The organism is Streptomyces sp. BL1 (assembly GCF_057628045.1).
On record NZ_JBXYWZ010000002.1, the window covers coordinates 5748631 to 5772796 of the forward strand.

Consider the following 24166-nt stretch of genomic DNA (forward strand, 5'->3'; position numbering starts at 1 on the left):
CGGCCCCACAGTCGTGTGCGGTCGGCCGGCCGTGCGCCGTCAGCCGCGGGCGGGCAGGGTGCCGTACGCGGTCAGCGTGCGAAGCGGGTGCGGAGCGCGCCCGTCCAGCGCCGGTGCAGCGCCGACCAGCGGCCGGTGATCCCCTGCGTGGCCCGGACAGCGGAACGGGGCAGCAGCAGGGCCCGGATCCGCAGCCCGCGCGGTGCCGCTTCCCGCAGGCCGGCCCGGACCCGCCGTACGGCGTCGGCCGGTCCCTCCTCCGGGCGGGGGCTGGGCGCGTAGAGCACCTGCTCCACCGAGAGGGCGAGCCGCTGGGCCGCGGCCGCGGACTCCGCGTCCAGCTCACCGATCCGGGCGATCCGGGCGGCGGTCTGCCGCGGGGTGGCCGAGCCGTCCGGCACCACCCCGTAGTCCCAGGCGGAGTCGGTGAGTTCACGCCAGGCCGCCAGTACCGCGGCGTCCGGTGCGGGGTGCGGGCCGAGCCGTCGTCGCCGGATCCGCACCCGCCACAGCAGCGGCAGCAGGGGGATGCCCAGCACCAGCAGGGCCGCGGCCGCCACCGTCACCGTGCCGGTGGGGAAGCCGCCGCCCGACCGGCCTCCGGAGGACGGCGCCGCCGCCTGGCCGCACTGCGGGTCGAGCCGCTTCTCCTGGGCCGTGCAGGTGTCGGACTGCGAGGGCGCGGGGGACGGCTGGGTGGTCTGGCCGCGGTCCGGGAGGGTCTCGCCCGGGTTCCGGCTCGGGTCGGGGACGTCGGACTGGGCGTAGTCGGGCGCTGTGCCGCGCGTGGGGGTCGGTTCGAAGCGGGTCCACCCGACGCCCTCGAAGTACAACTCCGGCCAGGCGTGCGCATCTTTGAGGCCGACCGCCATCCGGTCGTTGCCCTGGGCGGTACCCGGGGTGAAGCCGACCGCGACGCGGGCGGGGATGCCGAGGGTGCGGGCCATCGCCGCCATCGAGAAGGCGAAGTGGACGCAGAAGCCCTCTTTCTGCTCCAGGAAGTTGACGATCGCGGCCGAGCCGCTGCCGGCCCGTACCTCCGTGTCGTAGGTGAAGCCGCCGTCCAGCGCGAACCAGTCCTGGAGTTTCACCGCGCGCTCGTAGTCGTTCGACGAGCCGCGGGTCACCTGGACCGCCTTGCGGTGCACGAGGGACGGCAGGGACTCGGGCACCCGGGTGTACTCCTCGGCCAGGTCCCGGGGCGGCGGAGGGGCGTCGGCGAGCTGCCGTGCCGTGGGCCGGACCAGCAGGCTCTCCACGTCGTACCGGCTGCCGCGGGTGGTCTGGCCGCGGTCGCCGACGAGGGTCCGGCCCTCCGGTTCGAAGCGCCAGCGGCCGTCGATGCTCACCTTGTCCGCGGGGTACGGCATGGGCAGCCAGTTCTGCCCGTACCAGTCGGCCGCCGTGACAGAGGTGCGCACGCGCTCGGTACGGACACCGGGGGAGAGGCCCGGCGGCTGCGGCAGCTGGTCGGGCACCTCGTTGATCCGCCGCTCCGAGGGCTTCCACGAGGAACCGTCGAACCTGTCGAGCGCGACGATCCGCAGATACATGTCCTGTGTGCTGTCGGTGCTGGTGGAGTACGACAGGGCGGTGCGGTCCTCCGGCTGGTTGAGGCTGTCCTGCAGCGCGACCAGCGGGTTCACCGCGGAGACCGTACCGCCGGAGCCGTTCGCGGACCCGGCGCCGGAGCGGGCCGCGTCCAGGAGTCCGCCGCTCAGCGACGGCAGCGCGGCCGGGACGAGCAGGGCCACGCCGAGGGTGAGCGCGCCGATACGGCGGCCCGTACGGACCGGGGCCGCCGGTCCCTGGGCGGCGCCCGGCTGCGCCGCGGCCGTCCCCGGTCTGGTCCGGTCGCCGGTGCCGCGCCCGGTGAAGGCGCGGCCCCACTGGGACAGCCGCTCCCGGCCCTCGGCGAGGAGGAGCAGCAGATAGCCGCCGGCCGCGCACAGGAACCACAGCCAGCTCGCGCCGCCCTGGCCCAGGCCCGCGGCCACCGAGTACAGGGCGAGCAGCGGCAGCCCGGCGGGCGCCGCGCTGCGGAAGGTGACCGCTATGGCGTCCACCAGCAGCCCGATCACCACGACCCCGCCGACGAGCAGCAGCCGGATACCCGCGGTGACCGGTGCCGGGATGGCGTACCGGCCGACGTCCTGGCCGCCGGAGTTCAGCAGGTCACCGAGGTGGGCGAAGACCTCGGGAGAGGGCAGCACCCCGCCGGGCGCCACCTCGTGCGCGAAGAAGACCGTGAGCATCAGCAGCGACACCAGCGCCTGGAGCGCCACGGTCAGCGGGCGGGCCAGCGGCACCCTGCGGGCCGCCGCTCCCACGGCGCTCTGCACCCCGAGCAGCACGGCGGCCTGCAGCAGCCATGTCGCCGGGGAGACCAGGGGCAGCAGGGCGCTCGCCGCGGCGAGGGTGGCCAACGCCGCGCAGACCGCGAGCCGTCCGCGTCCACTCATCGGTCCAGCCCCTTCAGCGTCGCCTTGTCCGCCTCCTGCCACAGCCCGGCCAGCGGGATGCCGGGGCCGCCGGCCAGCGCGCTCCAGCCCGACTCGCGCAGGACGCGCAGCGGTCCGTCCTCCGCGCCGCTGCCCCCGCCGGTCCCGTTCCCGTTCCCGCCGTTCCCGTCGGTCCCGTTGGCGTTCCGGGCGCCGTACGGTTCGCCGTCCGCTTCCCGTACGGCGGGGCCCGGGCGGGAGACGAAGGCGACCGCGCGGTTCGTGCGCTGCCGCATACGGGCGACCGTGACGGCCTCCTCCTCGTCCAGGTCGCCGAGGAACGCCACCAGCAGTCCCTCCTGGCCGCCCGTACCGCCGCGCAGCGCGTCGTACGCCTGGGCGAGGCTCGGGCTGTCCGACTGGCCGAGCACGGCGAGGGTGTCCAGCAGCAGCCCCGCGGTGTCGGAGGCGTCGCCGGTGAAGGCGGCGCCCTCGGGGCCCGGGGCCATCGCGCCGGTGTCGGTGAGCAGCCGTACGGCGTAGCCCCGTTCCAGCAGGTGCAGGCAGACCGAGGCGGCGCCGGACACCGCCCACTCGAAGGGCGAGTCGGGGCCGGAGCCCGCGTACGTGCCGCGGCGGGTGTCCAGCAGGACGGTGCAGCGCGCCTTCTGGGGCTGCTCCTCGCGGCGCACCATCAGCTCGCCGTACCGCGCGGTGGAGCGCCAGTGGACGCGGCGGAGATCGTCGCCGTACCGGTAGCCGCGGGGGATCACGTCGTCCTCGCCGGCCAGCGCGAGGGAGCGCTGTCTGCCGTCCCCGTAGCCGGTGGTCTCGCCCGCCAGCTGCGCCGGGGGGAGCGTCTCGGCCTGCGGGATGACGGTCAGCGTGTCGAACGTGCTGAAGGAGCGCGTCAGTTCGCACATGCCGAACGGGTCGGACAGCCGCAGCTGGAGCGGGCCGAGCTCGTACCGGCCGCGCAGGTCGGAGCGCACCTTGTAGGACACCTCGCGCCGGCCGCCGGGCTCGACCCGGTCCAGTACGAAGCGGGGCCGCGGGCCCAGTACGTACGGCACGCGGTCCTGCAGCATGAGCGCACCGGTCGGCAGCCGGGACACGTTGTCGACGCGCAGATGGACGCGCGCCTCCGTACGGGCGGACACCCGCGCCGGGTCCAGCCTGCGGGACCCGGCGACGCGGTAGCGCGTGCGGTACAGCACCAGCACGCACACCAGCGGCAGGGCCCCCAGCAGGATCCCCACGCGCAGCAGGTCGCCCTGGCCGAGCACGTACGCGCACACGACGGCGGCGATGCCCGCGGCGAGGAAGGACCGGCCGCGCGTGGTGAGCCCGCCGAACGCCGTGCGCAGCGGGCCCCGCCGGCCGTCCCCGCCGTCTTCCGGGGTGCCGGGCGCGCCGCTCGTCGTACGGCCGGCCTCCGCGTCGCCCGCCGTCCGGGCCGCCCCCGCGCCGGACATCTCAGAATCCCTGGCGGGGCTGCCGGTGATGACCGTCGGGTGAGGGCTGCGCTGTGGACGGGCGGCTGGGCGGGGCGCCCGCCGAGGGCACCGGCACCTGCTGCACGATCTCCGTGACGACCTGCTCGGCGGAGCGCCGGTTCAACTGGGCCTGTGCGGTGGGCAGCAGACGGTGCGCCAGCACCGGCCGGGCCAGCTCCTGTACGTCGTCCGGCAGCGCGTACTCCCGGCCGGCCAGCGCCGCCGAGGCCCTGGCAGCGCGCAGCAGGTGCAGCGTCGCGCGGGGCGAGGCGCCGAGCCGCAGGTCGGGGTGCGAGCGGGTGGCCGCGCTCAGCTCGATCGCGTACCGCCGCACCGGGTCGGCCACGTGGACGCGCCGCACCGCGTCGATCAGCTTGGTGATCTCCTGCGCGTGCGCGACGGGCTGCAGGTCGTTCAGCGGGTCGGCGCCCCCGTGCACATCGAGCATCTCCAGTTCGGCCGCCGGGCTCGGATAGCCGATGGAGACCCGGGCCATGAACCGGTCGCGCTGGGCCTCGGGCAGCGGGTAGGTGCCCTCCATCTCGACCGGGTTCTGCGTGGCGACCACCATGAACGGGTCGGGCAGTCCGTACGTCCTGCCGTCGATGGTGACCTGCCGCTCCTCCATCGACTCCAGCAGTGCCGACTGGGTCTTGGGGGAGGCGCGGTTGATCTCGTCGCCGATCACGATCTGTGCGAAGACCGCGCCCGGCTTGAATTCGAAGTCCTGCCGCTGCTGGTCGAAGACGCTGACCCCGGTGATGTCGGAGGGCAGCAGATCCGGGGTGAACTGGATCCGCCGCACCGAACAGTCGATGGATCTGGCCAGCGCCTTCGCGAGCATCGTCTTGCCGACGCCGGGCACGTCCTCGATCAGGAGGTGCCCCTCGGCGAGCAGCACGGTCAGCGAGAGCCGTACGACCTCCGGCTTGCCCTCGATCACCGACTCCACCGAGCGGCGGATCCGGTCCGCCGTACTGCTCAGATCGGTGAGGTCCGCCCGCTCCTCATAGGTCGTCACCCGGCCCTCCTCGTCCCGTCCCCGTCGTCCCGTCGTGGTGCATGCGATCGCGCAACTGGTGCCATCACACGCATTCTTCACGCCGACCGGGCCCCGCGTCACCGGTCCGGGGTGATCTCCGGCCGGAACCGTGCGCCGCGCGGAGGCTCTATGCCGGGTCGATCTCGCGCAGCAGGCCCGTCGTCACGTCGAAGACGAAGCCGCGCACATCGTCCGTATGGAGCAGAAACGGCGAGGTCCGCACGCGTTCCATGGACTGGCGTACGTCCTGGTCGAGGTCCTTGAAGGCCTCCACCGCCCACGCCGGACGCTGCCCGACCTCTTCGGCCAGCTCGTGCCGGAAGTCCTCCGTCAGATTCAGCAGTCCGCATCCGGTGTGGTGGATGAGCACCACGGAGCGGGTGCCCAGGGCGCGCTGACTGATGGTGAGAGAACGGACGATGTCCTCGGTGACCACGCCGCCGGCGTTCCGGATGGTGTGGCAGTCGCCGAGTTCGAGTCCGAGCGCCTCGTGCAGGTCGATCCGGGCGTCCATACAGGACACGACGGCGACCTTGAGCACGGGTCTGGCGTCCATGCCGGGGTCGGTGAAGTGGGCTGCGTACTGCTGGTTCGCCTCGACGAGCCGGTCGGTGACGGTGCCGTCCTCGGGCTGCGGGCGGTGTGTGGATATGGCCATGCGTAAGACGTTACGGCGCACACCGTTGCCGGGCCTGCTGTGAGAAGGGGCGAAACGGTCAGCAGAGCGGTATGTGAGGCAGTACACAGAGCCGTGTCCACGCTGTCGGGGACGCGCCTGACCAGTTGGTTGACCGGGGGGAGGCGTGGACTAAAGTGACGCGAAGTGGACGAGCGGGCGGGGAATCCGGAGCATGTGCGTGCGTGCCCGCCTGACGTGAGAGGGCACATGACCAGCAACGAGCAGTCCGCCGATGACCAGCACGCGGGGGAGCGGCACCGGCCGGTGATGCTGCGGCGCTGTCTGGACATGCTGGCGCCCGCCCTCGCCGAGCCCGGAGCGACCGTCGTCGACTGCACCCTCGGCCTCGGCGGCCACAGTGAGGCCCTGCTGTCCACCTTCCCCTCGGTGCGGCTGATCGGCCTGGACCGGGACAAGGAGGCGCTGCGGCTCGCGGGCGAACGGCTCGCCCCGTACGCCGGCCGCGCCACCCTCGTACACGCCGTCTACGACGAACTGACCGACGTGCTGGAGCGGTTGGACACCCCGCGTGTCCAGGGCGTGCTGTTCGACCTCGGGGTGTCGTCCATGCAGCTCGACGAGGCGGACCGCGGTTTCGCGTACGCGCAGGACGCGCCGCTCGACATGCGGATGGACCAGTCGACCGGCATCAGCGCCGCCGAGGTCCTCAACACGTACGCGCCGGGTGAACTGGTGCGCATCCTGCGCCAGTACGGCGAGGAGAAGCAGGCCAAGCGGATCGTCGAGGCCGTGGTGAAGGAGCGGGTGAAGGAGCCCTTCAGCCGCAGCGCCCGGCTCGTCGAGGTCATCAGGGACGCGCTGCCGCAGGCCGCCAAGCGGCACGGCGGCAACCCCGCCAAGCGCACCTTCCAGGCCCTGCGGATCGAGGTCAACGGCGAACTCCCGGTGCTGGAACGGGCAGTTCCGGACGCCGTGGAGGCGCTCGCCGTCAACGGCCGCATCGCCGTGCTGTCCTACCACTCGCTGGAGGACCGGCTCGTGAAGCGGGTGCTCGCCGCCGGCGCGGCCAGCACGGCACCCGCGGGGCTGCCCGTCGTACCCGAGCAGTACCAGCCGCGGCTCAAGCTGCTGACCCGCGGCGCCGAACTTCCCACTGAAGAAGAGATCGCCGAGAACCGCCGCGCGGCGCCGGCAAGGCTGCGCGGGGCCGAGCGCATCAGGGAGGCCACGTGACCGCTCAGCAGCGGCTGACCAGACTCGCCCGGCTGGTGCCCGCGGGCACCTCGCATGCGGCGCGGGCGCCTTTCGTCCTGCTGGTCGTCCTGCTGCTGGGCTCCGGCCTGCTGATGCTGCTGCTGCTCAACGCCTCGCTCAACCAGGGGTCGTTCAAGCTGGCGAAGCTGGAGAAGCAGACCGGGGAGCTCACCGACGAACAGCAGGCGCTGGAGCAGGAGGTCGACTCCTACTCGGCGCCCGGCACGCTCGAACAGCGCGCCCGCGAACTGGGCCTGGTCCCCGGCGGCAACCCCGCCTTCCTGGGCCCCGACGGCAAGGTCAAGGGCAGTCCGCAGCCCGCGAGCGGCGACCCGGCACAGGAGGAACAGTGAGCGGGCGTTCCCCGGACGACCCGGACCGGCGACGCGTACCGCGCCCGCAGGGCGGTGCACGGCAGGGCAGGTCCGCAGAGGGCAGGCCCTCACAGGGCGGCACAGCACAGGGCGGCACGGCGCAGGGCAGGTCGCCGCAGGACCGGGAGCGGCGGAGCACGCCGCAGGGGTCCCGGCGACCCCGTGCGCAGCAGGAGAACCGGTCGCAGCAGAGCCGGCCCGCGCAGCGCAGACCGCAGCAGGGCCGCGGGTCCGGCGGCCCGGGAGGCTCCGCGGGGCCCGGCGGCCGGCGGGGGCAGGGCGGCCAGGGAGGCGGCGGCGGTCCGATCCGGCTCGCCAACCCCAAGGCGCGGCTGCGGCTGGTCGCGCTCGGACTGAGCCTCGTGGTGCTGGCGTTCGGCATCAGGCTGCTGCAGGTGCAGGCCGTCGACGCCGGGACGTTCGCCGACAAGGCGGCGCTGAACCGCTACATCACCACGTCCAAGCCGGCCGAGCGCGGCACCGTCTCCTCCCGCGACGGCACGGCGCTGGCCACCACGGTCGACGCGTACGACATCACGGCTGACCCGTATCTGCTCTCCCCGAAGCAGACCGGCGTCGCCGACGCGCCCGCCCGTGCGGCGGCGCTGCTCGCCCCGCTGCTCGGCGAGGGCGAACAGGAGCTGGCGGACAAGCTGTCCACGAAGAACACCCGCTATGTGCTGCTCGCCCGGCAGCAGACCCCGCAGACCTGGCAGAAGATCAAGAAGCTGAAGGCGGAACTCGCGGAGAAGGCGTCGAGCGGCAAGGACGCCGACGTCCTGGCCGGCATCTACCAGGAGGAGCACGCCAAGCGCGTGTATCCCAACAAACAGCTGGCGTCCTCCGTGCTCGGCTTCGTCAACTCCCAGGGGCAGGGCGGCGCCGGCCTGGAGGCCCAGCTGGACAAGAAGCTGGCGGGCAAGGACGGCAAGATCACGTACGCCCAGTCCGGCGGCCGCCAGGTCCCCACGGCCGGCGTGCAGGAACGGCCCGCGCGCCCCGGCTCCGACGTGGACCTCACGCTGGACCGCGACATCCAGTGGTCCGCGCAGCAGGCCATCTCCGAACAGGTCAAACAGTCCGGCGCCGACCGCGGTTACGTCATCGTCCAGGACACCAAGACCGGCGAACTGCTCGCCATGGCCAACGCGCCGGACTTCGACCCGAACAACATCGCCAAGGCGGACGCCGACGCCCTCGGCAACGCCGCGCTCCAGGACGCGTACGAACCGGGCTCCACCAGCAAGCTGATGGCGATGGCCGCCGTCCTGCAGGAGCACAAGGCCACGCCCGGCACCGCCGTGACCGTGCCCAACCGGCTGAAGCGCGCCGACCGCGCCTTCGCCGACGACGTGGACCACCCGACCTGGCACCTCACGCTCAACGGCGTACTGGCCAAGTCCAGCAACATCGGCACCATTCTGGCCAGCGAACAGCTCGGCAAGACGCAGAAACAGGCCAACAAGGTGCTGCACGGCTACATGCGGAAGTTCGGCATCGGACAGCCGACCGGACTGGGCATGCCGGGCGAGACGGACGGCCTGCTGGCACCGCCGGACAAGTGGAGCGCCTCGCAGCAGTACACGATCCCGTTCGGCCAGGGCCTCTCGCTCAACGCGGTCCAGGCCGCGTCCATCTACTCCACGATCGCCAACGGCGGCGTACGGACGGAGCCCAGCCTCGTCCGCGGCACGCGCGGGCCCGACGGGCAGTACACGGCCGAGCCGAAGCCGGAGAAGGAGCGCGTGGTCAGCGAGAAGACGGCGAAAACCCTCTCGCGGATGCTGGAGTCCGTCGTGGACGACATGGAGGGCACCGGCACCACGGCGAAGATCCCCGGCTACCGGGTGGCGGGAAAGACCGGCACGGCCAACCGGGTGGACCCCGAGACCGGCGGATACAAGGGCTACACGGCGTCCTTCGCGGGCTTCGCGCCGGCCGACAAGCCGCGCATCACCGTCTACTGCGCCGTCCAGAACCCCAAGAAGGGCAGCTACTTCGGCAGCGACGTCTGCGGACCCGTCTACAAGCAGGTCATGAAGTTCTCCCTGAAGTCCCTGCAGGTCCCGCCCACCGGGGAGGGCCCGGCACGGCTCCCGGTGATGGCCGGCCAGCCCCAACCGAAAACGGACGAGTCCGGCGGATGACGGAGAGTACAGCGCGTGAGAACGATCACCGAAAACGGGTACAACCCACCGGAGCCTCCGGGCCCGGGAAGCCCCTCACTTCGCGGCACGCCCGGTCCGCCCGGTACGCTCACCGCCGTGCCACAAGCTGATCAGATCTACCCCGGACCGCCGCGCCCCACGCATGTCGAACCGGTTCCCCTGGCGGAACTGGCCCGGCAGCTCGGCGCCGAGGCGCCCGAGGGTGACGCCGCCGCGACCGGCATCACCCACGACTCGCGCGCCGTACGGCCCGGAGACGTCTACGCCGCGCTGCCCGGCGCCCGTTTCCACGGCGCCGATTTCGCCACGCAGGCGGCGGGCCTGGGCGCGGTCGCCGTACTGACCGACCCGGCGGGTGCCGAGCGCGCGGCCGCGACCGGGCTGCCGGTGCTGGCCGTACCGGACCCGCGCGGCCGGATGGGCGCGCTGGCCGCGGCCATCTACGGCGAGCCCGGCCGGGACCTGCTGCAGATCGGCATCACCGGCACCTCCGGCAAGACCACCACCGCCTACCTGGTGGACGGCGGGCTGCGGCAGGCCGCGGAGAAGGAAGGCAGCCTCACCGGGCTGATCGGCACCGTCGAGTCCCGGATCGGCGACGAGCGCGTGAAGTCCGAGCGGACCACGCCCGAAGCCACCGAGCTGCAGGGCCTGTTCGCGGTGATGCGGGAACGCGGCGTGACCGCCGTGACCATGGAGGTCTCCAGCCACGCGCTGGTGCTGGGCCGGGTCGACGGCTGTGTCTTCGACATCGGCGTCTTCAACAACCTCAGCCCCGAACACCTCGACTTCCACCCGGACATGGAGGACTACTTCCGGGCCAAGAAGCAGCTGTTCACCAAGGCCCGCTCGCGTGCCGGCGTGGTCAACGCCGACGACGAGTGGGGCCAGCGGCTGATCACCGAGTCCGAGGTGCCCGTCACCACGTTCTCCGCCGAGGGCCACCCGGACGCCGACTGGCGCGCCTCCGACGTCGAAGTGGGCCCGCTCGGCTCGACGTTCACCGTCACAGGACCGGACGGCGAGACCGTACGGGCCGCGGCGCCGCTGCCCGGACCGTTCAACGTCGCCAACGCGCTGGCCGCCATCACCGCGCTGGCCGTCGCCGGCATCGACCCGCAGACCGCCGCCGACGGCGTCGCCGCCGTGCCCGGCGTACCCGGCAGGCTCGAACGGGTCGACGCGGGGCAGGACTTCCTCGCCGCCGTCGACTACGCGCACAAACCCGACGCCGTCGAGTCCGTGCTGTACGCGGTACGCAAGGTCACCGACGGCAATCTGCACGCCGTGCTCGGCTGCGGCGGCGACCGCGACCCGCACAAGCGCACCGCGATGGGCGCCGCCCTCGCACGCCTCGCCGACACCGCCGTACTCACCTCGGACAACCCCCGCACCGAGGACCCCCTGGCCATCCTCGCCAGCATGCTCGGCGGCGCCGCCGAGGTGCCCGCCCACGAACGCGGCACCGTGCTCCTGGAAGAGGACAGGGCCGCGGCCATCGCCGCGGCGGTCGCCCGCGCCGAGCCCGGGGACGCCGTCCTCGTCCTCGGCAAGGGACACGAGCAGGGCCAGGACATCGCCGGAGTGCTCCGGCCCTTCGACGACAAGCAGGTACTGCGCGCCGCCATCGAGCGCGCCTCCAGAATCCCTGACCACCGGACAGACGCCTGAGACCGATGATCCCCCTCACCCTCTCCGACATCGCCGCTGTCGTCTCCGGGCAGCCGCACGACATACCGGACCCGGACGCGCAGGTCACCGGGCCCGTTGTGATCGATTCCCGACAGGCCGTCCCCGGCGGCCTGTTCGCCGCCTTCAACGGTGAACACGTCGACGGCCACGACTACGCGCTCACCGCTGTCGAGGCCGGCGCCGTCGCCGTACTCGCCACCCGACCCGTCGGGGTCCCCGCGATCGTCGTCGACGACGTGACCAGGGCCCTCGGCGCACTCGCCCGCCACCTCACGACGGAGCTGGGCACCTGCACCGTCGCGCTCACCGGGTCCGCGGGCAAGACCAGCACCAAGGACCTGATCGCCCAGCTGCTGGAGCGGATCGGACCCACTGTCTGGCCGCCCGGCTCGTTCAACAACGAGATCGGACTGCCGCTCACCGCGCTGCGAGCCGACCGCGAAACCCGCCATCTCGTCCTGGAGATGGGCGCCCGCGGCATCGGCCACATCCGCTATCTGGCCTCGCTGACCCCGCCGCGGATCGGCGTCGTACTGAACGTCGGCACCGCGCACATCGGCGAGTTCGGCGGACGCGAGCAGATCGCCCAGGCCAAGGGCGAACTGGTCGAGGTTCTCCCCGAGGACGGCACGGCCGTGCTGAACGCCGACGACCCCCTCGTACGTGCCATGGCCTCGCGGACGAAGGCCCGCGTGCTCTTCTTCGGCGAGAACGCCGAGGCCGACGTACGTGCCGGGGATGTCCAGCTCACCGAGGACGGCCGCCCCTCCTTCACGCTGCACACACCGACCGGGTGCGGAGCCGTGACCCTGCGGCTGTACGGTGAGCACCACGTGTCGAACGCGCTCGCCGCGGCGGCCGTCGCCCACGAACTGGGCATGCCCGCGGGGGACATCGCCGAAGCGCTCTCCGCCGCGGGCACGCTCTCCCGCTGGCGCATGGAGGTCACCGAGCGCGCCGACGGCGTCACGGTCGTCAACGACGCCTACAACGCCAACCCGGACTCCACCCGGGCAGCGCTCCGCGCGCTGGCCGCGATGGGCCGCGGCCGGCGTACCTGGGCGGTGCTCGGCGAGATGGCCGAGCTCGGCGACGAGGCGCTCGCGGAGCACGACGCGGTCGGACGGCTGGCCGTCCGGCTCAACGTCAGCAAGCTCGTCGCCGTGGGCGGCCGGGAGGCCGGCTGGCTGCAGATGGGCGCGTACAACGAGGGTTCGTGGGGTGAGGAGTCGGTGCACGTGTCCGACGCGGAAGCGGCGATCGAGCTGCTGCGCGATGAGCTGCGGCCAGGAGATGTCGTCCTGGTGAAGGCTTCCCGTTCGGCAGGTCTGGAGCGCGTCGCGAACGCGCTGCTGGACACGGCAGCAGACGAGGGCGAGGTCGCCGCCCGATGAGGCAAATCCTCTTCTCCGGAGTCATCGGACTCTTCCTGTCCCTGGTCGGGACCCCGCTGCTGATCAAGTTCCTGGCGTCCAAGGGCTACGGGCAGTTCATCCGGGACGACGGCCCGCGCGAACACCACAGCAAGCGCGGTACGCCGACGATGGGCGGTATCGCGTTCATACTCGCCACCCTGCTGGCGTACGGGCTGACCAAGCTGCTGACGGGCAATCAGCCGACGTTCTCCGGCGTGCTGGTGCTGTTCCTGTTCGCCGGCATGGGCCTGGTCGGCTTCCTCGACGACTACATCAAAATCGTCAAACAGCGCAGCCTCGGCCTGCGGGCCAAGGCGAAGATGGCCGGCCAGCTGATCGTCGGTGTCACCTTCGCGGTGCTCGCGCTCAACTTCGCGGACGTACGCGGCCAGACACCGGCCTCCACGAAGCTCTCCTTCACCCAGGACTTCGGCTGGTCCATCGGGCCCGTGCTGTTCGTCGTGTGGGCGATCTTCATGATCCTCGCGATGTCCAACGGCGTGAACCTCACCGACGGCCTCGACGGCCTCGCCACCGGCGCCTCCGTGATGGTCTTCGGCGCGTACGTGTTCATCTGCGTCTGGGAGTACTCGGAGTCCTGCGCCAACGCGGTGACCGCGGGGTCGGGCTGTTACGAAGTCAGAGACCCGCTCGACCTGGCGGTGGTCGCCGCCGCGCTGATGGGCGCCTGCTTCGGCTTCCTGTGGTGGAACACCTCGCCCGCCAAGGTCTTCATGGGCGACACCGGTTCGCTCGCGCTCGGCGGCGCGCTCGCCGGCCTCGCGATCTGCTCCCGTACGGAACTGCTGCTGGCCGTTCTCGGCGGACTGTTCGTCCTCATCACCCTGTCCGTCGTCGTGCAGGTCGGTTCCTTCCGGCTCACTGGCAAGCGTGTGCTCAAAATGGCGCCCCTGCAGCACCACTTCGAGCTGCAGGGGTGGTCCGAAGTCCTTGTCGTGGTCCGCTTCTGGATCATCCAGGGCATCTGCGCCATCGTCGGTGTCGGCATCTTCTTCGCAGGCTGGGCGGCCTCCAATTGACCGGGCGGACACTCGCGGAGGAACTGGCCGGCTTCGGCGTCACGGGGGAGCACCCCGCGGGCCGGGTCACCGTCGCCGGGCTCGGCGTCAGCGGCGTACCGGCCGCCAAGGCCCTGCTGCGGTACGGCGCCCGAGTCACCGTTGTCAACGGCGGTGACAACGAGGGCGCCCGGCAGCAGGCCGCCGACCTGGAGGCGCTCGGCGCCACCGTACGGCTGGGCGACGACCGCACCCTGCCCGAGGACACCCGGCTCGTCGTCACCACGCCCGGATTCCCGCCCGGCAGCGCGCTGTTCACCGCGGCGGACGCCGTCGGCGCACCCGTGTGGGGCGACGTGGAGCTGGCCTGGCGCATGCGCGGCCCCGACAGCGCCCCGTGGCTGGCGGTCACCGGCACCAACGGCAAGACGACGACCGTGCAGATGCTCGCCTCCATCCTGGCGGCGGCCGGACTGCGCACCGCAGCCGTCGGCAACATCGGCGTCTCGCTGGTGGAGGCCGTCGAGCAGGACGCCGGGGAGTCCGGGAACGGCGGCGCCGCGTACGACGTGCTCGCCGTGGAGCTCTCCAGCTACCAGCTGCACTGGGCCCCCAGCGTCCGCCCGCACTCCGCCACCGTCCTCAACCTCGCGCCGGACCACCTCGACTGGCACGGCTCCATGGAGGCGTACGCCGCCGACAAGGGCCGCATCTACGAGGGCAACCGGGTCGCCTGCGTCTACAACACCGCGGACCCCGCCACGGAACAGCTCGTACGGGACGCCGACGTCGTCGAGGGCTGCCGCGCGATCGGCTTCACCCTCGCCAGCCCGGCACCCTCCGAACTCGGCGTCGTGGACGGCATCCTGGTCGACCGCGCCTTCGTCGAGGACCGCAAAGAGAACGCGCAGGAGCTCGCCGAGGTCGCCGACGTCCACCCGCCGGCCCCGCACAACGTCGCCAACGCGCTGGCGGCCGCCGGGCTCGCCCGCGCGTACGGCGTGCCGGCCGCGGCCGTACGGGAGGGCCTGCGCGCCTTCCGGCCCGACGCGCACCGCATCGCGCACGTCGCCGACGTCGACGGCGTCGCCTACGTGAACGACTCCAAGGCCACCAACACCCACGCCACCGAAGCCTCGTTGGCGGCGTACGAGCCCATCGTGTGGATCGCCGGCGGACTCGCCAAGGGCGCCACCTTCGACGAGCTCGTACAGGCCTCCGCGAAACGGCTCAGGGCCGCCGTGCTGATCGGCGCGGACCGGGAGCTCATCCGGGGAGCCCTGGCGCGACACGCCCCCGATGTTCCCGTGGTCGACCTCGACCGGACCGACACTGGGGCGATGGCGGCGGCCGTCTCGGAAGCGGCCCGCCTGGCGCACACCGGCGATACCGTGCTGCTGGCCCCGGCCTGCGCCTCGATGGACATGTTCGTCAACTACAAGGCGCGCGGCGACGCGTTCGCCGACGCCGTACGCGAACTCGCCGCCGGTGACGCGCCTCGGACACGGCAACACGAAAAGTAGCCCGCCGGTCCCACCGACGGCGGGGCCCAGGAGGGGATACGGAGATGACGGCCCCCAAACAGGCAGCCGCCAAGGGCCGCCCCGCACGCGGTGGCAAGGCCGTACCCGCACCGGCGCCGCGCGCGCCCCAGCGCAGACCCCGGGGCTCCGGGGGCGGCCCGGGGAACGACGGGCCCGGGGCACCGCGCGGCGACGCGCTGCGCGCCGTGCAGTCGCTGTACGGACGGGCCCGGCGCGCCTGGGACCGCCCGCTCACGGCGTACTACGTCATCCTGGGCGGCAGCCTCCTGCTCACCGCGCTCGGGCTGGTGATGGTCTTCTCGGCCTCCCAGATCCAGGCGCTGCAGTCCGGGCTCTCCTCCACGTACTTCTTCAGCAAGCAACTGGTCGCCGCGGTGCTCGGCATGGGGCTGCTGTTCGCCGCCTCCCGGATGCCGCTGCGGCTCCACCGGGCGCTGTCCTACCCGCTGCTGGCCGTCTCCGTCTTCCTGATGGCGCTGGTGCAGGTGCCGGGCATAGGGCTCTCGGTGAACGGCAACCAGAACTGGATCTCGCTGGGCGGCCCGTTCCAGTTGCAGCCCAGCGAGTTCGCCAAGCTGGCCCTGGTGCTGTGGGGCGCCGACCTGCTCGCCAGGAAGGGCGAGAAGCGGCTGCTCGGCCAGTGGAAGCACATGCTGGTGCCGCTCGTCCCCGTGACCTTCCTGCTGCTCGGACTCATCATGCTGGGCGGCGACATGGGCACCGCGATCATTCTCACCGCCGTGCTCTTCGGGCTGCTGTGGCTGGCGGGTGCGCCCACCCGGCTGTTCACCGGCGTACTGGTGGCGGCACTCGCCGTCGGCGCGCTGCTCATCAAGACCAGCCCCAACCGGATGGCCCGGCTCGCCTGTATCGGCGCCACCGACCCGGGCCCCAACGACCAGTGCTGGCAGGCCGTCCACGGCATCTACGCGCTGGCCTCGGGGGGATGGTTCGGTTCGGGCCTCGGGGCGAGTGTGGAAAAATGGGGCCAACTCCCCGAACCGCACACCGACTTCATCTTCGCCGTGACCGGGGAAGAACTCGGCCTCGCGGGGACGCTGTCGGTACTCGCTCTGTTCGCGGCTCTAGGCTATGCGGGTATCCGCGTGGCCGGACGCACGGAGGACCCCTTCGTGAGGTACGCCGCGGGAGGCGTGACCACCTGGATCACGGCCCAGGCCGTGGTCAACATCGGTGCGGTGCTCGGCCTGTTGCCGATCGCCGGTGTCCCGCTCCCGCTGTTCTCCTACGGTGGGTCCGCCCTGCTGCCGACGATGTTCGCCATCGGGCTGCTGATCGCCTTCGCGCGCAGCGACCCGGCGGCACGGGCGGCACTGGACGCGCGGGGGCCCGGCCTCCGGCAGCTGTTGCGCAGAGGCCGGCAGGGGTGAGAAGGACAACGATGAGACGGTGCGCCGAACGGCCCCGTCCGGAGAGCGGTGAATCAGAGTGCACGTCGTACTCGCCGGTGGGGGGACCGCCGGCCATATCGAGCCCGCGCTCGCCCTCGCGGATGCCCTGCGCAGGCAGGACCCGACCGTGGGGATCACGGCCCTCGGTACGGAGCGCGGGCTGGAGACCCGGCTCGTCCCGGAGCGCGGCTACGACCTGGAGTTGATCCCGGCCGTGCCGCTGCCGCGCAAGCCCACCCCCGAACTGATCACCGTGCCGGGCCGGCTGCGCGGCACCATCAAGGCCACCGAGCAGATCCTGGAGCGCACCAAGGCGGACGCCGTCGTCGGCTTCGGCGGCTACGTGGCGCTGCCCGCCTACCTGGCGGCCAAGCGCCTGGGTGTGCCGATCATCGTGCACGAGGCGAACGCCCGCCCCGGGCTGGCCAACAAGATCGGTTCGCGGTACGCGCACCAGGTCGCGGTGTCCACACCGGACAGCAAGCTCCGCAACGCGCGCTACATCGGCATCCCGCTGCGCCGGAACATCGCCACCCTCGACCGGGCCGCCGCCCGGCCCGGGGCACGCGAGGCCTTCGGGCTCGCGCAGAACCTGCCGACCCTCCTCGTCACCGGCGGCTCGCAGGGCGCGCGCCGGCTCAACGAGGTGGTGCAGCAGGCCGTTCCGCATCTCCAGCGCGCCGGCATCCAGGTGCTGCACGCGGTCGGCCCGAAGAACGAACTGCCGCAGATCGACAACATGCCCGGGATGCCGGCGTATGTCCCGGTACCGTATGTGGACCGGATGGACCTCGCGTACGCCGCGGCCGACATGATGCTCTGCCGTGCGGGCGCGATGACCGTCGCCGAACTGTCGGCCGTCGGACTGCCGGCCGCGTACGTTCCGCTGCCGATCGGCAACGGCGAACAGCGGCTGAACGCCCAGCCGGTCGTGAAGGCCGGCGGCGGACTGCTCGTCGACGACGCCGACCTGACGCCGGAGTGGATCCAGGGCAACGTGCTCCCGGTGCTCTCCGATCCGCACCGGCTGCACGACATGGCGCGCGCAGCCGCCGAGTTCGGCCGTCCGGACGCCGACGAGCTGTTGGTCGGCATGGTGAACGAGGCGATCGCGGCGCGCCGCCAGGGCTGAGGAGCACGGCCAGGGGGCGTGACAGAAGGCAGGGAAGCGTGGCCGGACCGACGAAGACCGCAGACGCCGACCGCGGCGGGCGCGACAGCGCGCCGCGGGCCCGCGTCCCGTCGGACGCCGGCGCGCCCCCGCCGGTTCAGCGGGCCCGGCGCAGATTCCGCTTTCCGCTGAGAGGCCCCTCCGGTCTGCGGCTGCCGCGCCGCCGCACCGTCGTCATCGGACTGGCCCTGAGCCTGATGCTCGGCGCCTTCGGGGTGTGGGCGGTCTACGGGTCCAGCTGGCTGCTCGTGGAGCGCGTATCGGTCAGCGGGGCACGGGTTCTGACGGAGCAGCAGATCAAACAGGCCGCCGCGGTGCCGGTGGGCGGACCGGTCGCCTCCGTGGACCGCGCGGCGGTGGAGCGGCGGCTGGAACAGCGGCTGCCGCGGATCGCGAAGGCCGATGCCGTACGGGCCTGGCCGCACGGGATCGGGCTGAAGGTGACCGAGCGCCGTCCCGAACTTGTCCTGAAACAGGGCGGTACGGGCGGCGGGTACACCGAAGTGGATGCCCACGGCGTGCGATTCGCCACAGCCGGTCAGCCTCCGAAGGGCGTTCCGCTGCTCGTGATGGAACCCGAGGAGTCACTGAGCGTGGATCATTTCGGCCCCGCGAGACTGCGCAGGGAAGCCGTCCGGGTGGCGGCGGCGCTGCCGCCGAAGGTCGCCGCCGTCACGGAGGAAGTGCGCGTACGGTCGTACGACGCCATCACGCTGAAGCTCTCCGACGGGCGCACCGTGCTCTGGGGGAGCAGCGAGCGGGGCGCCGCCAAGTCCCGTGTCCTGACCGCCCTGATGAAGGCATCGGCCGATGCGGGGCGTTACGACGTGTCCGTTCCCAGCGCCCCTGCCACGACGTCTTTCTGACATCCCGGCACCACGCCTGTCGCGCCGGTAAGTTGACGCGCATAGTTGCAGGCCAGCACCCTGGATCAGAACAACCCAGCGTGACCACATAGGGTGAAAAGAAAAACGGGAGGTTCGGCGTGTTCGTTGAACACCCAGCACTTGTCGACTTAGTGTCCGTTCCGGAGAGTCCAAGGAAGACGGGCACTGGTAACCCTAAACTTCACGCTTAGGGTCGGGTCGGCGTTCGGACCGTCCCACAGGGATACGTAACTCGAGGCGAGAGGCCTTCGACGTGGCAGCACCGCAGAACTACCTCGCAGTCATCAAGGTCGTCGGTATTGGCGGCGGTGGCGTGAACGCCATCAATCGGATGATCGAGGTCGGTCTCAAGGGCGTCGAGTTCATCGCGATCAACACCGATGCGCAGGCCCTGTTGATGAGCGACGCCGATGTCAAGCTCGACGTGGGCCGCGAACTGACGCGCGGTCTCGGCGCGGGTGCGAACCCGGACGTCGGCCGCAAGGCCGCCGAGGATCACCGCGAAGAGATCGAAGAAGTACTCAAGGGCGCCGACATGGTCTTCGTGACCGCGGGCGAGGGCGGCGGCACCGGCACCGGCGGTGCCCCGGTCGTCGCGAACATCGCCCGCTCGCTCGGCGCGCTGACGATCGGAGTCGTCACCCGTCCCTTCACCTTCGAGGGCCGGCGCCGTGCCAACCAGGCCGAGGACGGCATCGCGGGTCTGCGCGACGAGGTCGACACCCTCATCGTGATCCCCAACGACCGGCTGCTGTCCATCTCGGACCGCCAGGTGAGCGTGCTCGACGCGTTCAAGTCGGCGGACCAGGTGCTGCTGTCCGGCGTGCAGGGCATCACCGACCTGATCACCACCCCCGGTCTGATCAACCTCGACTTCGCCGACGTCAAGTCCGTGATGTCGGAAGCCGGTTCGGCCCTCATGGGCATCGGCTCCGCACGGGGTGACGACCGTGCGGTCGCCGCGGCGGAGATGGCGATCTCCTCGCCACTGCTGGAGGCGTCCATCGACGGCGCCCGGGGCGTCCTGCTGTCCATCTCGGGCGGCTCGGACCTCGGCCTGTTCGAGATCAACGAGGCCGCCCAGCTGGTGAGCGAGGCGGCACACCCCGAGGCGAACATCATCTTCGGCGCCGTCATCGACGACGCGCTCGGCGACGAGGTGCGGGTCACCGTCATCGCCGCGGGCTTCGACGGCGGCCAGCCGCCGGCCAAGCAGCAGGGCAGGGAGAAGGCACTCGGCTCGCAGAGCGGCGGCAGGGAGGAGCAGGCCGCGGCGCCGGCGCCCGCCGAGCCGGAGCCCGAGCGTCCCGAGCGCCCCGCCTTCGGCGGCCTGGGCACCGTGACCCCGCGCGAGGACGAGCCCGCCCCGGCGCCCGCGGCCCCGGCCGAGCCGGCCCCGGTCGGCGAGGTTCCGCCGCCTCCGGCCAACTCGCCGCAGGTTCCGCCGGCCCGCCCGTACCAGGACAGCCAGGCCGAAGAACTGGATGTGCCGGACTTCTTGAAGTGATAGGGCACCACGACTCCGCGGGCGGCGCGCACTTCGCCTTCACCGACAGGTGGGGCGGGGTGAGCGCCGTTCCGTATGAGCAGCTGAATCTGGGCGGAGCGGTCGGCGACGACCCCGCCGCCGTACGGACCAACCGTGAACTGGCCGCCAAGGCCCTCGGTCTGGACCCGGCCCTGGTGGTCTGGATGCACCAGGTGCACGGCCGCGATGTGGCCGTGGTGGACGCCCCCTTCGAGGGCGAGGCCGCCGAAGTCCCCGCCGTGGACGGCGTGGTGACCACCCGCGCGGGGCTCGCCCTCGCCGTGCTCACCGCCGACTGCACCCCCGTTCTGCTGGCCGACCCCGTCGCCGGGATCGCCGGCGCCGCGCACGCGGGCCGGCCCGGTCTGGTGGCCGGCGTGGTGCCGGCGACGGTGCGCGCGATGGCCGAACTCGGCGCGGAACCGGCACGGATGGTCGCGCGGACCGGCCCCGCCGTGTGCGGACGCTGCTACGAAGTGCCGGAGCGGATGCGGGACGAGGTCGCCGCCGCGGTGCCGGAGGCGTACGCCACCACGAGTTGGGGCACGCCCGCGGTCGACACCCCGGCAGGCGTACGGGCCCAGCTCGCCGCTCTCGGTGTCACAACCCTGGAACAGTCCGGGATCTGCACGCTCGAGTCCGGGGACCACTACTCGTACCGGCGGGACGCGACAACCGGGCGGCTTGCCAGTTATGTCTGGCTGGAGGCAGGTCGTCATGATTGATCTCACAGCGCGCAAGTCCGAACTCGCGGAGAACCTCGCCCGGGTCGAGGAGCGCATCGGCACCGCCTGTTCCGCGGCGGGCCGGGAGCGCGAGGACGTCACGCTCATCGTGGTCACCAAGACCTACCCGGCCTCCGACGTACGGCTGTTGGCCGAGCTCGGGGTCCGGCACGTCGCGGAGAACCGCGACCAGGAAGCGGCACCCAAGGCGGCCGAATGTTCCGGACTGGGCCTGACCTGGCACTTCGTCGGTCAGTTGCAGACCAACAAGACACGTTCCGTGGCAGGTTATGCCGATTTCGTGCACGCGGTCGACCGGCCCAAGCTGGCCCGCGCACTGTCCGGTGCGGCGGAGCGGGCCGGGCGCGAGCTGGGCTGCCTGATCCAGGTGGCACTTGACGCCCGGTCAGGAGCCCTCGGCAGCAGAGGCGGTGCGGCCCCCGAGGACGTACCGGCGCTGGCCGACGAGCTGGCCGCCGCCCAAGGACTGCGCCTGGCCGGGCTGATGACGGTGGCTCCGCTGTCGGGCACGTACGAGGGACGGCCCGGCGCGGCGTTCGAGCGCCTCATGGAAATCTCAACCGGCCTGCGAGCGGCGCATCCTGCTGCGAACATGGTGTCAGCAGGGATGAGCTCGGACGTGGAGGAAGCGGTGGCGGCGGGTGCGACACATGTACGCGTCGGCAGCGCGGTCCTCGGAGACCGACCCCGGCTCGGGTAACGTCGCCAAGCAAGTCGGACCACAGCCGAAAATATGGTCATTTCCGCAGCAGGAGGGCGGGCGGAGAGGCCTCGTGGATCCTTGGCGCCCGGTGACGGACCCGGTGCCTCCCCGTCGCAGGACAGGGGATCCACCACAGAGCGGAGGACGCAGAGAATGGCCGGCGCTATGCGCAAGATGGCGGTCTACCTCGGCCTCGTGGAGGACGATGGGTACGACGGCCCGGGGTACGACCCCGACGACGACTTCGAGCCCGAGCCGGAACCCGAAAGGGACCGGCGTCGGCACGAACACCACGAGCCCCATCACTCCCTGCAGAAGGCCGAGCCCGAGGAGCCGGTGCGGGTCATGCATCCGCCCGCCCAGCGGGAGCCGGAACAGCCCACAGTTCCGCCCGCATCGTCAGAAAGCGGACGAGCGGGGCGAATTGCTCCCGTGTCATCAATCACACCTGAACGCCAGAACCAGGAGAAGAGCGCGCCGGTGATCATGCCCAAGGTCGTGTCCGAGCGGGAGCCGTACCGGATCACCACACTTCACCCACGGACCTACAACGAGGCCCGTACCATCGGGGAACACTTCCGTGAGGGCACTCCGGTGATCATGAATTTGACCGAGATGGATGACACAGACGCGAAGCGACTTGTCGACTTCGCGGCCGGTCTAGTCTTCGGTTTGCACGGAAGCATCGAGCGCGTGACACAGAAGGTGTTCCTGCTGTCTCCTGCTAACGTCGATGTCACGGCGGAGGACAAGGCCCGCATCGCAGAGGGCGGGTTCTTCAACCAGAGCTGAGACGCAGGACCAGGCAACGGGCCGCGAGGCCGCACGAGAGAGCCAAGAGAAGGCAAGGGGAGAGGGAAGCGCAGATGAGAACCGCACTCGACGTGGTCCAAATCGCGCTGTACTGCTTCCTGCTCGTGCTCATCTTCCGGCTCGTGATGGACTACGTCTTCCAGTTCGCCCGCTCATGGCAACCCGGCAAGGCGATGGTGGTCGTTCTTGAGGCCACCTACACTGTCACTGATCCGCCACTCAAGCTGCTGCGGCGGTTTCTGCCGCCACTGCGCTTCGGGGGCGTGGCGCTCGACCTGTCCTTCTTCGTGCTCATGATCATCGTCTACATCCTGATCAGCGTCGTGGCCAGGCTGTGAACGAAATAAATGGTCTTGCCGGTATGCCGACGACTTACGTTGAGGTGAAGAGATGCCACTGACCCCCGAGGACGTGCGGAACAAGCAGTTCACGACCGTCCGCCTCCGAGAAGGCTATGACGAGGACGAGGTCGATGCCTTCCTCGATGAGGTCGAAGCCGAACTGACGCGCCTGCTGCGCGAGAACGAGGATCTGCGCGCCAAACTCGCCGCAGCTACCCGTGCCGCCGCGCAGAACCAGCAGCAGGGCGGCGGAATGCGTAAGCCGGAGCCCCAGGACCGGCAGCAACAGCAACAGCAGCAGCAGGGCGGAGCCCCTGTTCCTGCCGCCATATCCGGTCCGCAGCCGGTGCCGCCCGGGCAGCACGGCCAGCCTGGTCAGCCCGGCCAGCACGGCGGCCAGCCGGGTCAGCCCGGCCAGCACGGCGGCCAGCCGGGTCAGCCCGGCCAGGGCCAGCAGCAGGGCGGGATGGGCGGTCCTCCGCAGCTTCCCGGCGGCCAGCCGCAGTTGCCTTCCGGTCCCGGCGGCCCCGGTGGTCCGCAGGGCGGCCCGATGGGCCACGGCCCGCAGGGCGGTCCCGGCGGTCCGCAGCAGCAGGGCGGTCCGATGGGCGGTCCGCAGCAGGGCGGCGGTCTTCAGCAGCAGGGCGGTGCCCTGCAGCAGCAGGCCGCGATGCAGCAGCAGATGCAGCAGGCCGGCGGTGGCGGGCAGAACGACCAGAGCGCCGCGCGCGTTCTGTCGCTTGCCCAGCAGACCGCCGACCAGGCGATCGCGGAGGCCCGTTCCGAGGCCAACAAGATCGTCGGTGAGGCGCGCAGCCGCGCCGAGGGTCTGGAGCGGGACGCCCGCGCCAAGGCCGACGCGCTGGAGCGGGACGCGCAGGAGAAGCACCGCGTCGCGATGGGCTCCCTGGAGTCCGCGCGGGCGACCCTCGAGCGCAAGGTCGAGGATCTGCGGGGCTTCGAGCGCGAGTACCGCACGCGTCTGAAGTCGTACCTGGAGAGCCAGCTGCGCCAGCTGGAGAACCAGGCCGACGACTCGCTCGCTCCGCCGCGGACCCCGGCGACCGCGTCGCTGCCGCCGTCCCCGTCGATGGCTTCGGCGGGTGCGTCCACCGGTGCCGGCGCGAGCGCGGGTGCCACCGGCAGCCACCAGACCATGGGCGGCAGCAGCCCCTCCATGGGCGCCCCGAGCGGTGCTCCGTCCGGCAACGGCGGACAGCAGCACACGCAGGGCGGTGGCCAGTCGTACGGGAACGGGCAGCAGCAGATGTCCCCGGCGATGACGCAGCCGATGGCTCCGGTCCGTCCCCAGGGCGGCCCGCAGCAGACCCAGCAGGCGCCGTCCCCGATGCGGGGCTTCCTCATCGACGAGGACGACAACTGACCTGAAGGTCACGCCAGTCCGAAGGGCCGGGCCCGGAAGCGAAAGCTTCCGGGCCCGGCCCTTGTGCGCAGCACATGAACGGCGCCGTGTGTGCGC

At 71.8% G+C, this 24166-nt stretch carries 20 protein-coding genes; 16 read left to right on the top strand and 4 right to left on the bottom strand.

What is annotated here, in order from left to right; genetic code table 11:
- Nucleotides 1-71: 71 nt before the first annotated feature.
- The 4 genes from AC3AGO_RS25260 to AC3AGO_RS25275 all read right to left on the bottom strand — a co-directional run bounded on the left by AC3AGO_RS25260 (nucleotide 72) and on the right by AC3AGO_RS25275 (nucleotide 5637).
- The gene (locus AC3AGO_RS25260) at nucleotides 72-2462 is read right to left on the bottom strand and encodes a transglutaminase TgpA family protein (protein WP_487822523.1); all 2391 of its coding nucleotides are present in this window, start codon (nucleotides 2460-2462) and stop codon (nucleotides 72-74) included.
- A complete protein-coding gene (locus tag AC3AGO_RS25265; protein WP_487822524.1) occupies nucleotides 2459-3916 on the bottom strand; it encodes a DUF58 domain-containing protein in 1458 nt (485 codons plus the stop codon). Before AC3AGO_RS25265 ends, AC3AGO_RS25260 begins: the two co-directional genes overlap by 4 nt.
- Nucleotide 3917: 1 nt before the next feature.
- The gene (locus AC3AGO_RS25270; protein ID WP_487822525.1) at nucleotides 3918-4958 is read right to left on the bottom strand and encodes an AAA family ATPase; all 1041 of its coding nucleotides are present in this window, start codon (nucleotides 4956-4958) and stop codon (nucleotides 3918-3920) included.
- A 148-nt stretch (nucleotides 4959-5106) separates the two neighbouring features.
- Complete coding sequence (locus AC3AGO_RS25275; RefSeq protein WP_487822526.1) at nucleotides 5107-5637, bottom strand: beta-class carbonic anhydrase; 531 nt, start codon at nucleotides 5635-5637, stop codon at nucleotides 5107-5109.
- A gap of 285 nt (nucleotides 5638-5922) precedes the next feature.
- Between AC3AGO_RS25275 and rsmH the strand changes: the two genes are divergently transcribed.
- From rsmH to AC3AGO_RS25355, 16 genes are all read left to right on the top strand, one after another.
- Nucleotides 5923-6852, top strand: a complete 930-nt coding sequence (rsmH, locus tag AC3AGO_RS25280) for a 16S rRNA (cytosine(1402)-N(4))-methyltransferase RsmH (protein WP_487824807.1) — start codon at nucleotides 5923-5925, stop codon at nucleotides 6850-6852.
- On the top strand, nucleotides 6849-7226 hold the full coding sequence (gene ftsL, locus AC3AGO_RS25285; protein ID WP_487822527.1) for a cell division protein FtsL: 378 nt from the start codon (nucleotides 6849-6851) through the stop codon (nucleotides 7224-7226). Before rsmH ends, ftsL begins: the two co-directional genes overlap by 4 nt.
- On the top strand, nucleotides 7223-9394 hold the full coding sequence (locus AC3AGO_RS25290; protein WP_487822528.1) for a peptidoglycan D,D-transpeptidase FtsI family protein: 2172 nt from the start codon (nucleotides 7223-7225) through the stop codon (nucleotides 9392-9394). The genes ftsL and AC3AGO_RS25290 overlap by 4 nt, the downstream gene beginning before the upstream one ends.
- A gap of 15 nt (nucleotides 9395-9409) precedes the next feature.
- Entirely contained in the window at nucleotides 9410-11086 is a 1677-nt protein-coding gene (locus AC3AGO_RS25295; protein ID WP_487822529.1) for a UDP-N-acetylmuramoyl-L-alanyl-D-glutamate--2,6-diaminopimelate ligase, read from the top strand.
- A 5-nt stretch (nucleotides 11087-11091) separates the two neighbouring features.
- Nucleotides 11092-12501 (top strand): UDP-N-acetylmuramoyl-tripeptide--D-alanyl-D-alanine ligase, encoded by a 1410-nt coding sequence (locus AC3AGO_RS25300; RefSeq protein WP_487822530.1) that lies wholly within the window; start codon nucleotides 11092-11094, stop codon nucleotides 12499-12501.
- Nucleotides 12498-13562: a phospho-N-acetylmuramoyl-pentapeptide-transferase gene (gene mraY / locus AC3AGO_RS25305; RefSeq protein WP_487822531.1), complete on the top strand. Its 1065-nt coding sequence runs from the start codon at nucleotides 12498-12500 to the stop codon at nucleotides 13560-13562. Before AC3AGO_RS25300 ends, mraY begins: the two co-directional genes overlap by 4 nt.
- Nucleotides 13563-13585: 23 nt before the next feature.
- A complete protein-coding gene (gene murD, locus AC3AGO_RS25310; protein WP_487824808.1) occupies nucleotides 13586-15064 on the top strand; it encodes a UDP-N-acetylmuramoyl-L-alanine--D-glutamate ligase in 1479 nt (492 codons plus the stop codon).
- A 44-nt stretch (nucleotides 15065-15108) separates the two neighbouring features.
- Nucleotides 15109-16476, top strand: coding sequence for a putative lipid II flippase FtsW (ftsW, locus tag AC3AGO_RS25315; protein WP_487822532.1), 1368 nt, complete (start codon nucleotides 15109-15111; stop codon nucleotides 16474-16476).
- Between the two features lie 58 nt (nucleotides 16477-16534).
- The gene (murG, locus tag AC3AGO_RS25320; RefSeq protein ID WP_487822533.1) at nucleotides 16535-17629 is read left to right on the top strand and encodes an undecaprenyldiphospho-muramoylpentapeptide beta-N-acetylglucosaminyltransferase; all 1095 of its coding nucleotides are present in this window, start codon (nucleotides 16535-16537) and stop codon (nucleotides 17627-17629) included.
- Between the two features lie 38 nt (nucleotides 17630-17667).
- Nucleotides 17668-18534, top strand: coding sequence for a cell division protein FtsQ/DivIB (locus AC3AGO_RS25325; RefSeq protein ID WP_487822534.1), 867 nt, complete (start codon nucleotides 17668-17670; stop codon nucleotides 18532-18534).
- 274 nt (nucleotides 18535-18808) lie between these two features.
- Complete coding sequence (gene ftsZ, locus AC3AGO_RS25330; RefSeq protein ID WP_487822535.1) at nucleotides 18809-20062, top strand: cell division protein FtsZ; 1254 nt, start codon at nucleotides 18809-18811, stop codon at nucleotides 20060-20062.
- Entirely contained in the window at nucleotides 20059-20808 is a 750-nt protein-coding gene (pgeF, locus tag AC3AGO_RS25335) for a peptidoglycan editing factor PgeF (RefSeq protein WP_487822536.1), read from the top strand. Before ftsZ ends, pgeF begins: the two co-directional genes overlap by 4 nt.
- Complete coding sequence (locus tag AC3AGO_RS25340) at nucleotides 20801-21529, top strand: YggS family pyridoxal phosphate-dependent enzyme (protein ID WP_487822537.1); 729 nt, start codon at nucleotides 20801-20803, stop codon at nucleotides 21527-21529. Before pgeF ends, AC3AGO_RS25340 begins: the two co-directional genes overlap by 8 nt.
- Nucleotides 21530-21685: 156 nt before the next feature.
- Complete coding sequence (locus AC3AGO_RS25345; protein WP_487822538.1) at nucleotides 21686-22324, top strand: cell division protein SepF; 639 nt, start codon at nucleotides 21686-21688, stop codon at nucleotides 22322-22324.
- A gap of 74 nt (nucleotides 22325-22398) precedes the next feature.
- Nucleotides 22399-22683 (top strand): YggT family protein, encoded by a 285-nt coding sequence (locus tag AC3AGO_RS25350; RefSeq protein ID WP_487822539.1) that lies wholly within the window; start codon nucleotides 22399-22401, stop codon nucleotides 22681-22683.
- 52 nt (nucleotides 22684-22735) lie between these two features.
- On the top strand, nucleotides 22736-24070 hold the full coding sequence (locus AC3AGO_RS25355) for a DivIVA domain-containing protein (protein WP_487822540.1): 1335 nt from the start codon (nucleotides 22736-22738) through the stop codon (nucleotides 24068-24070).
- Nucleotides 24071-24166 lie beyond the last annotated feature (96 nt).

Coding starts and splice junctions, on each gene's coding strand:
- AC3AGO_RS25265 (WP_487822524.1), bottom strand. CDS start 3,916: ATGTCCGGCGCGGGGGCGGCCCGGACGGCGGGCGACGCGGAGGCCGGC.
- AC3AGO_RS25350 (WP_487822539.1), top strand. CDS start 22,399: ATGAGAACCGCACTCGACGTGGTCCAAATCGCGCTGTACTGCTTCCTG.
- AC3AGO_RS25345 (WP_487822538.1), top strand. CDS start 21,686: ATGGCCGGCGCTATGCGCAAGATGGCGGTCTACCTCGGCCTCGTGGAG.
- AC3AGO_RS25355 (WP_487822540.1), top strand. CDS start 22,736: ATGCCACTGACCCCCGAGGACGTGCGGAACAAGCAGTTCACGACCGTC.
- AC3AGO_RS25275 (WP_487822526.1), bottom strand. CDS start 5,637: ATGGCCATATCCACACACCGCCCGCAGCCCGAGGACGGCACCGTCACC.
- AC3AGO_RS25260 (WP_487822523.1), bottom strand. CDS start 2,462: ATGAGTGGACGCGGACGGCTCGCGGTCTGCGCGGCGTTGGCCACCCTC.
- AC3AGO_RS25340 (WP_487822537.1), top strand. CDS start 20,801: ATGATTGATCTCACAGCGCGCAAGTCCGAACTCGCGGAGAACCTCGCC.
- ftsW (WP_487822532.1), top strand. CDS start 15,109: ATGACGGCCCCCAAACAGGCAGCCGCCAAGGGCCGCCCCGCACGCGGT.
- AC3AGO_RS25300 (WP_487822530.1), top strand. CDS start 11,092: ATGATCCCCCTCACCCTCTCCGACATCGCCGCTGTCGTCTCCGGGCAG.
- mraY (WP_487822531.1), top strand. CDS start 12,498: ATGAGGCAAATCCTCTTCTCCGGAGTCATCGGACTCTTCCTGTCCCTG.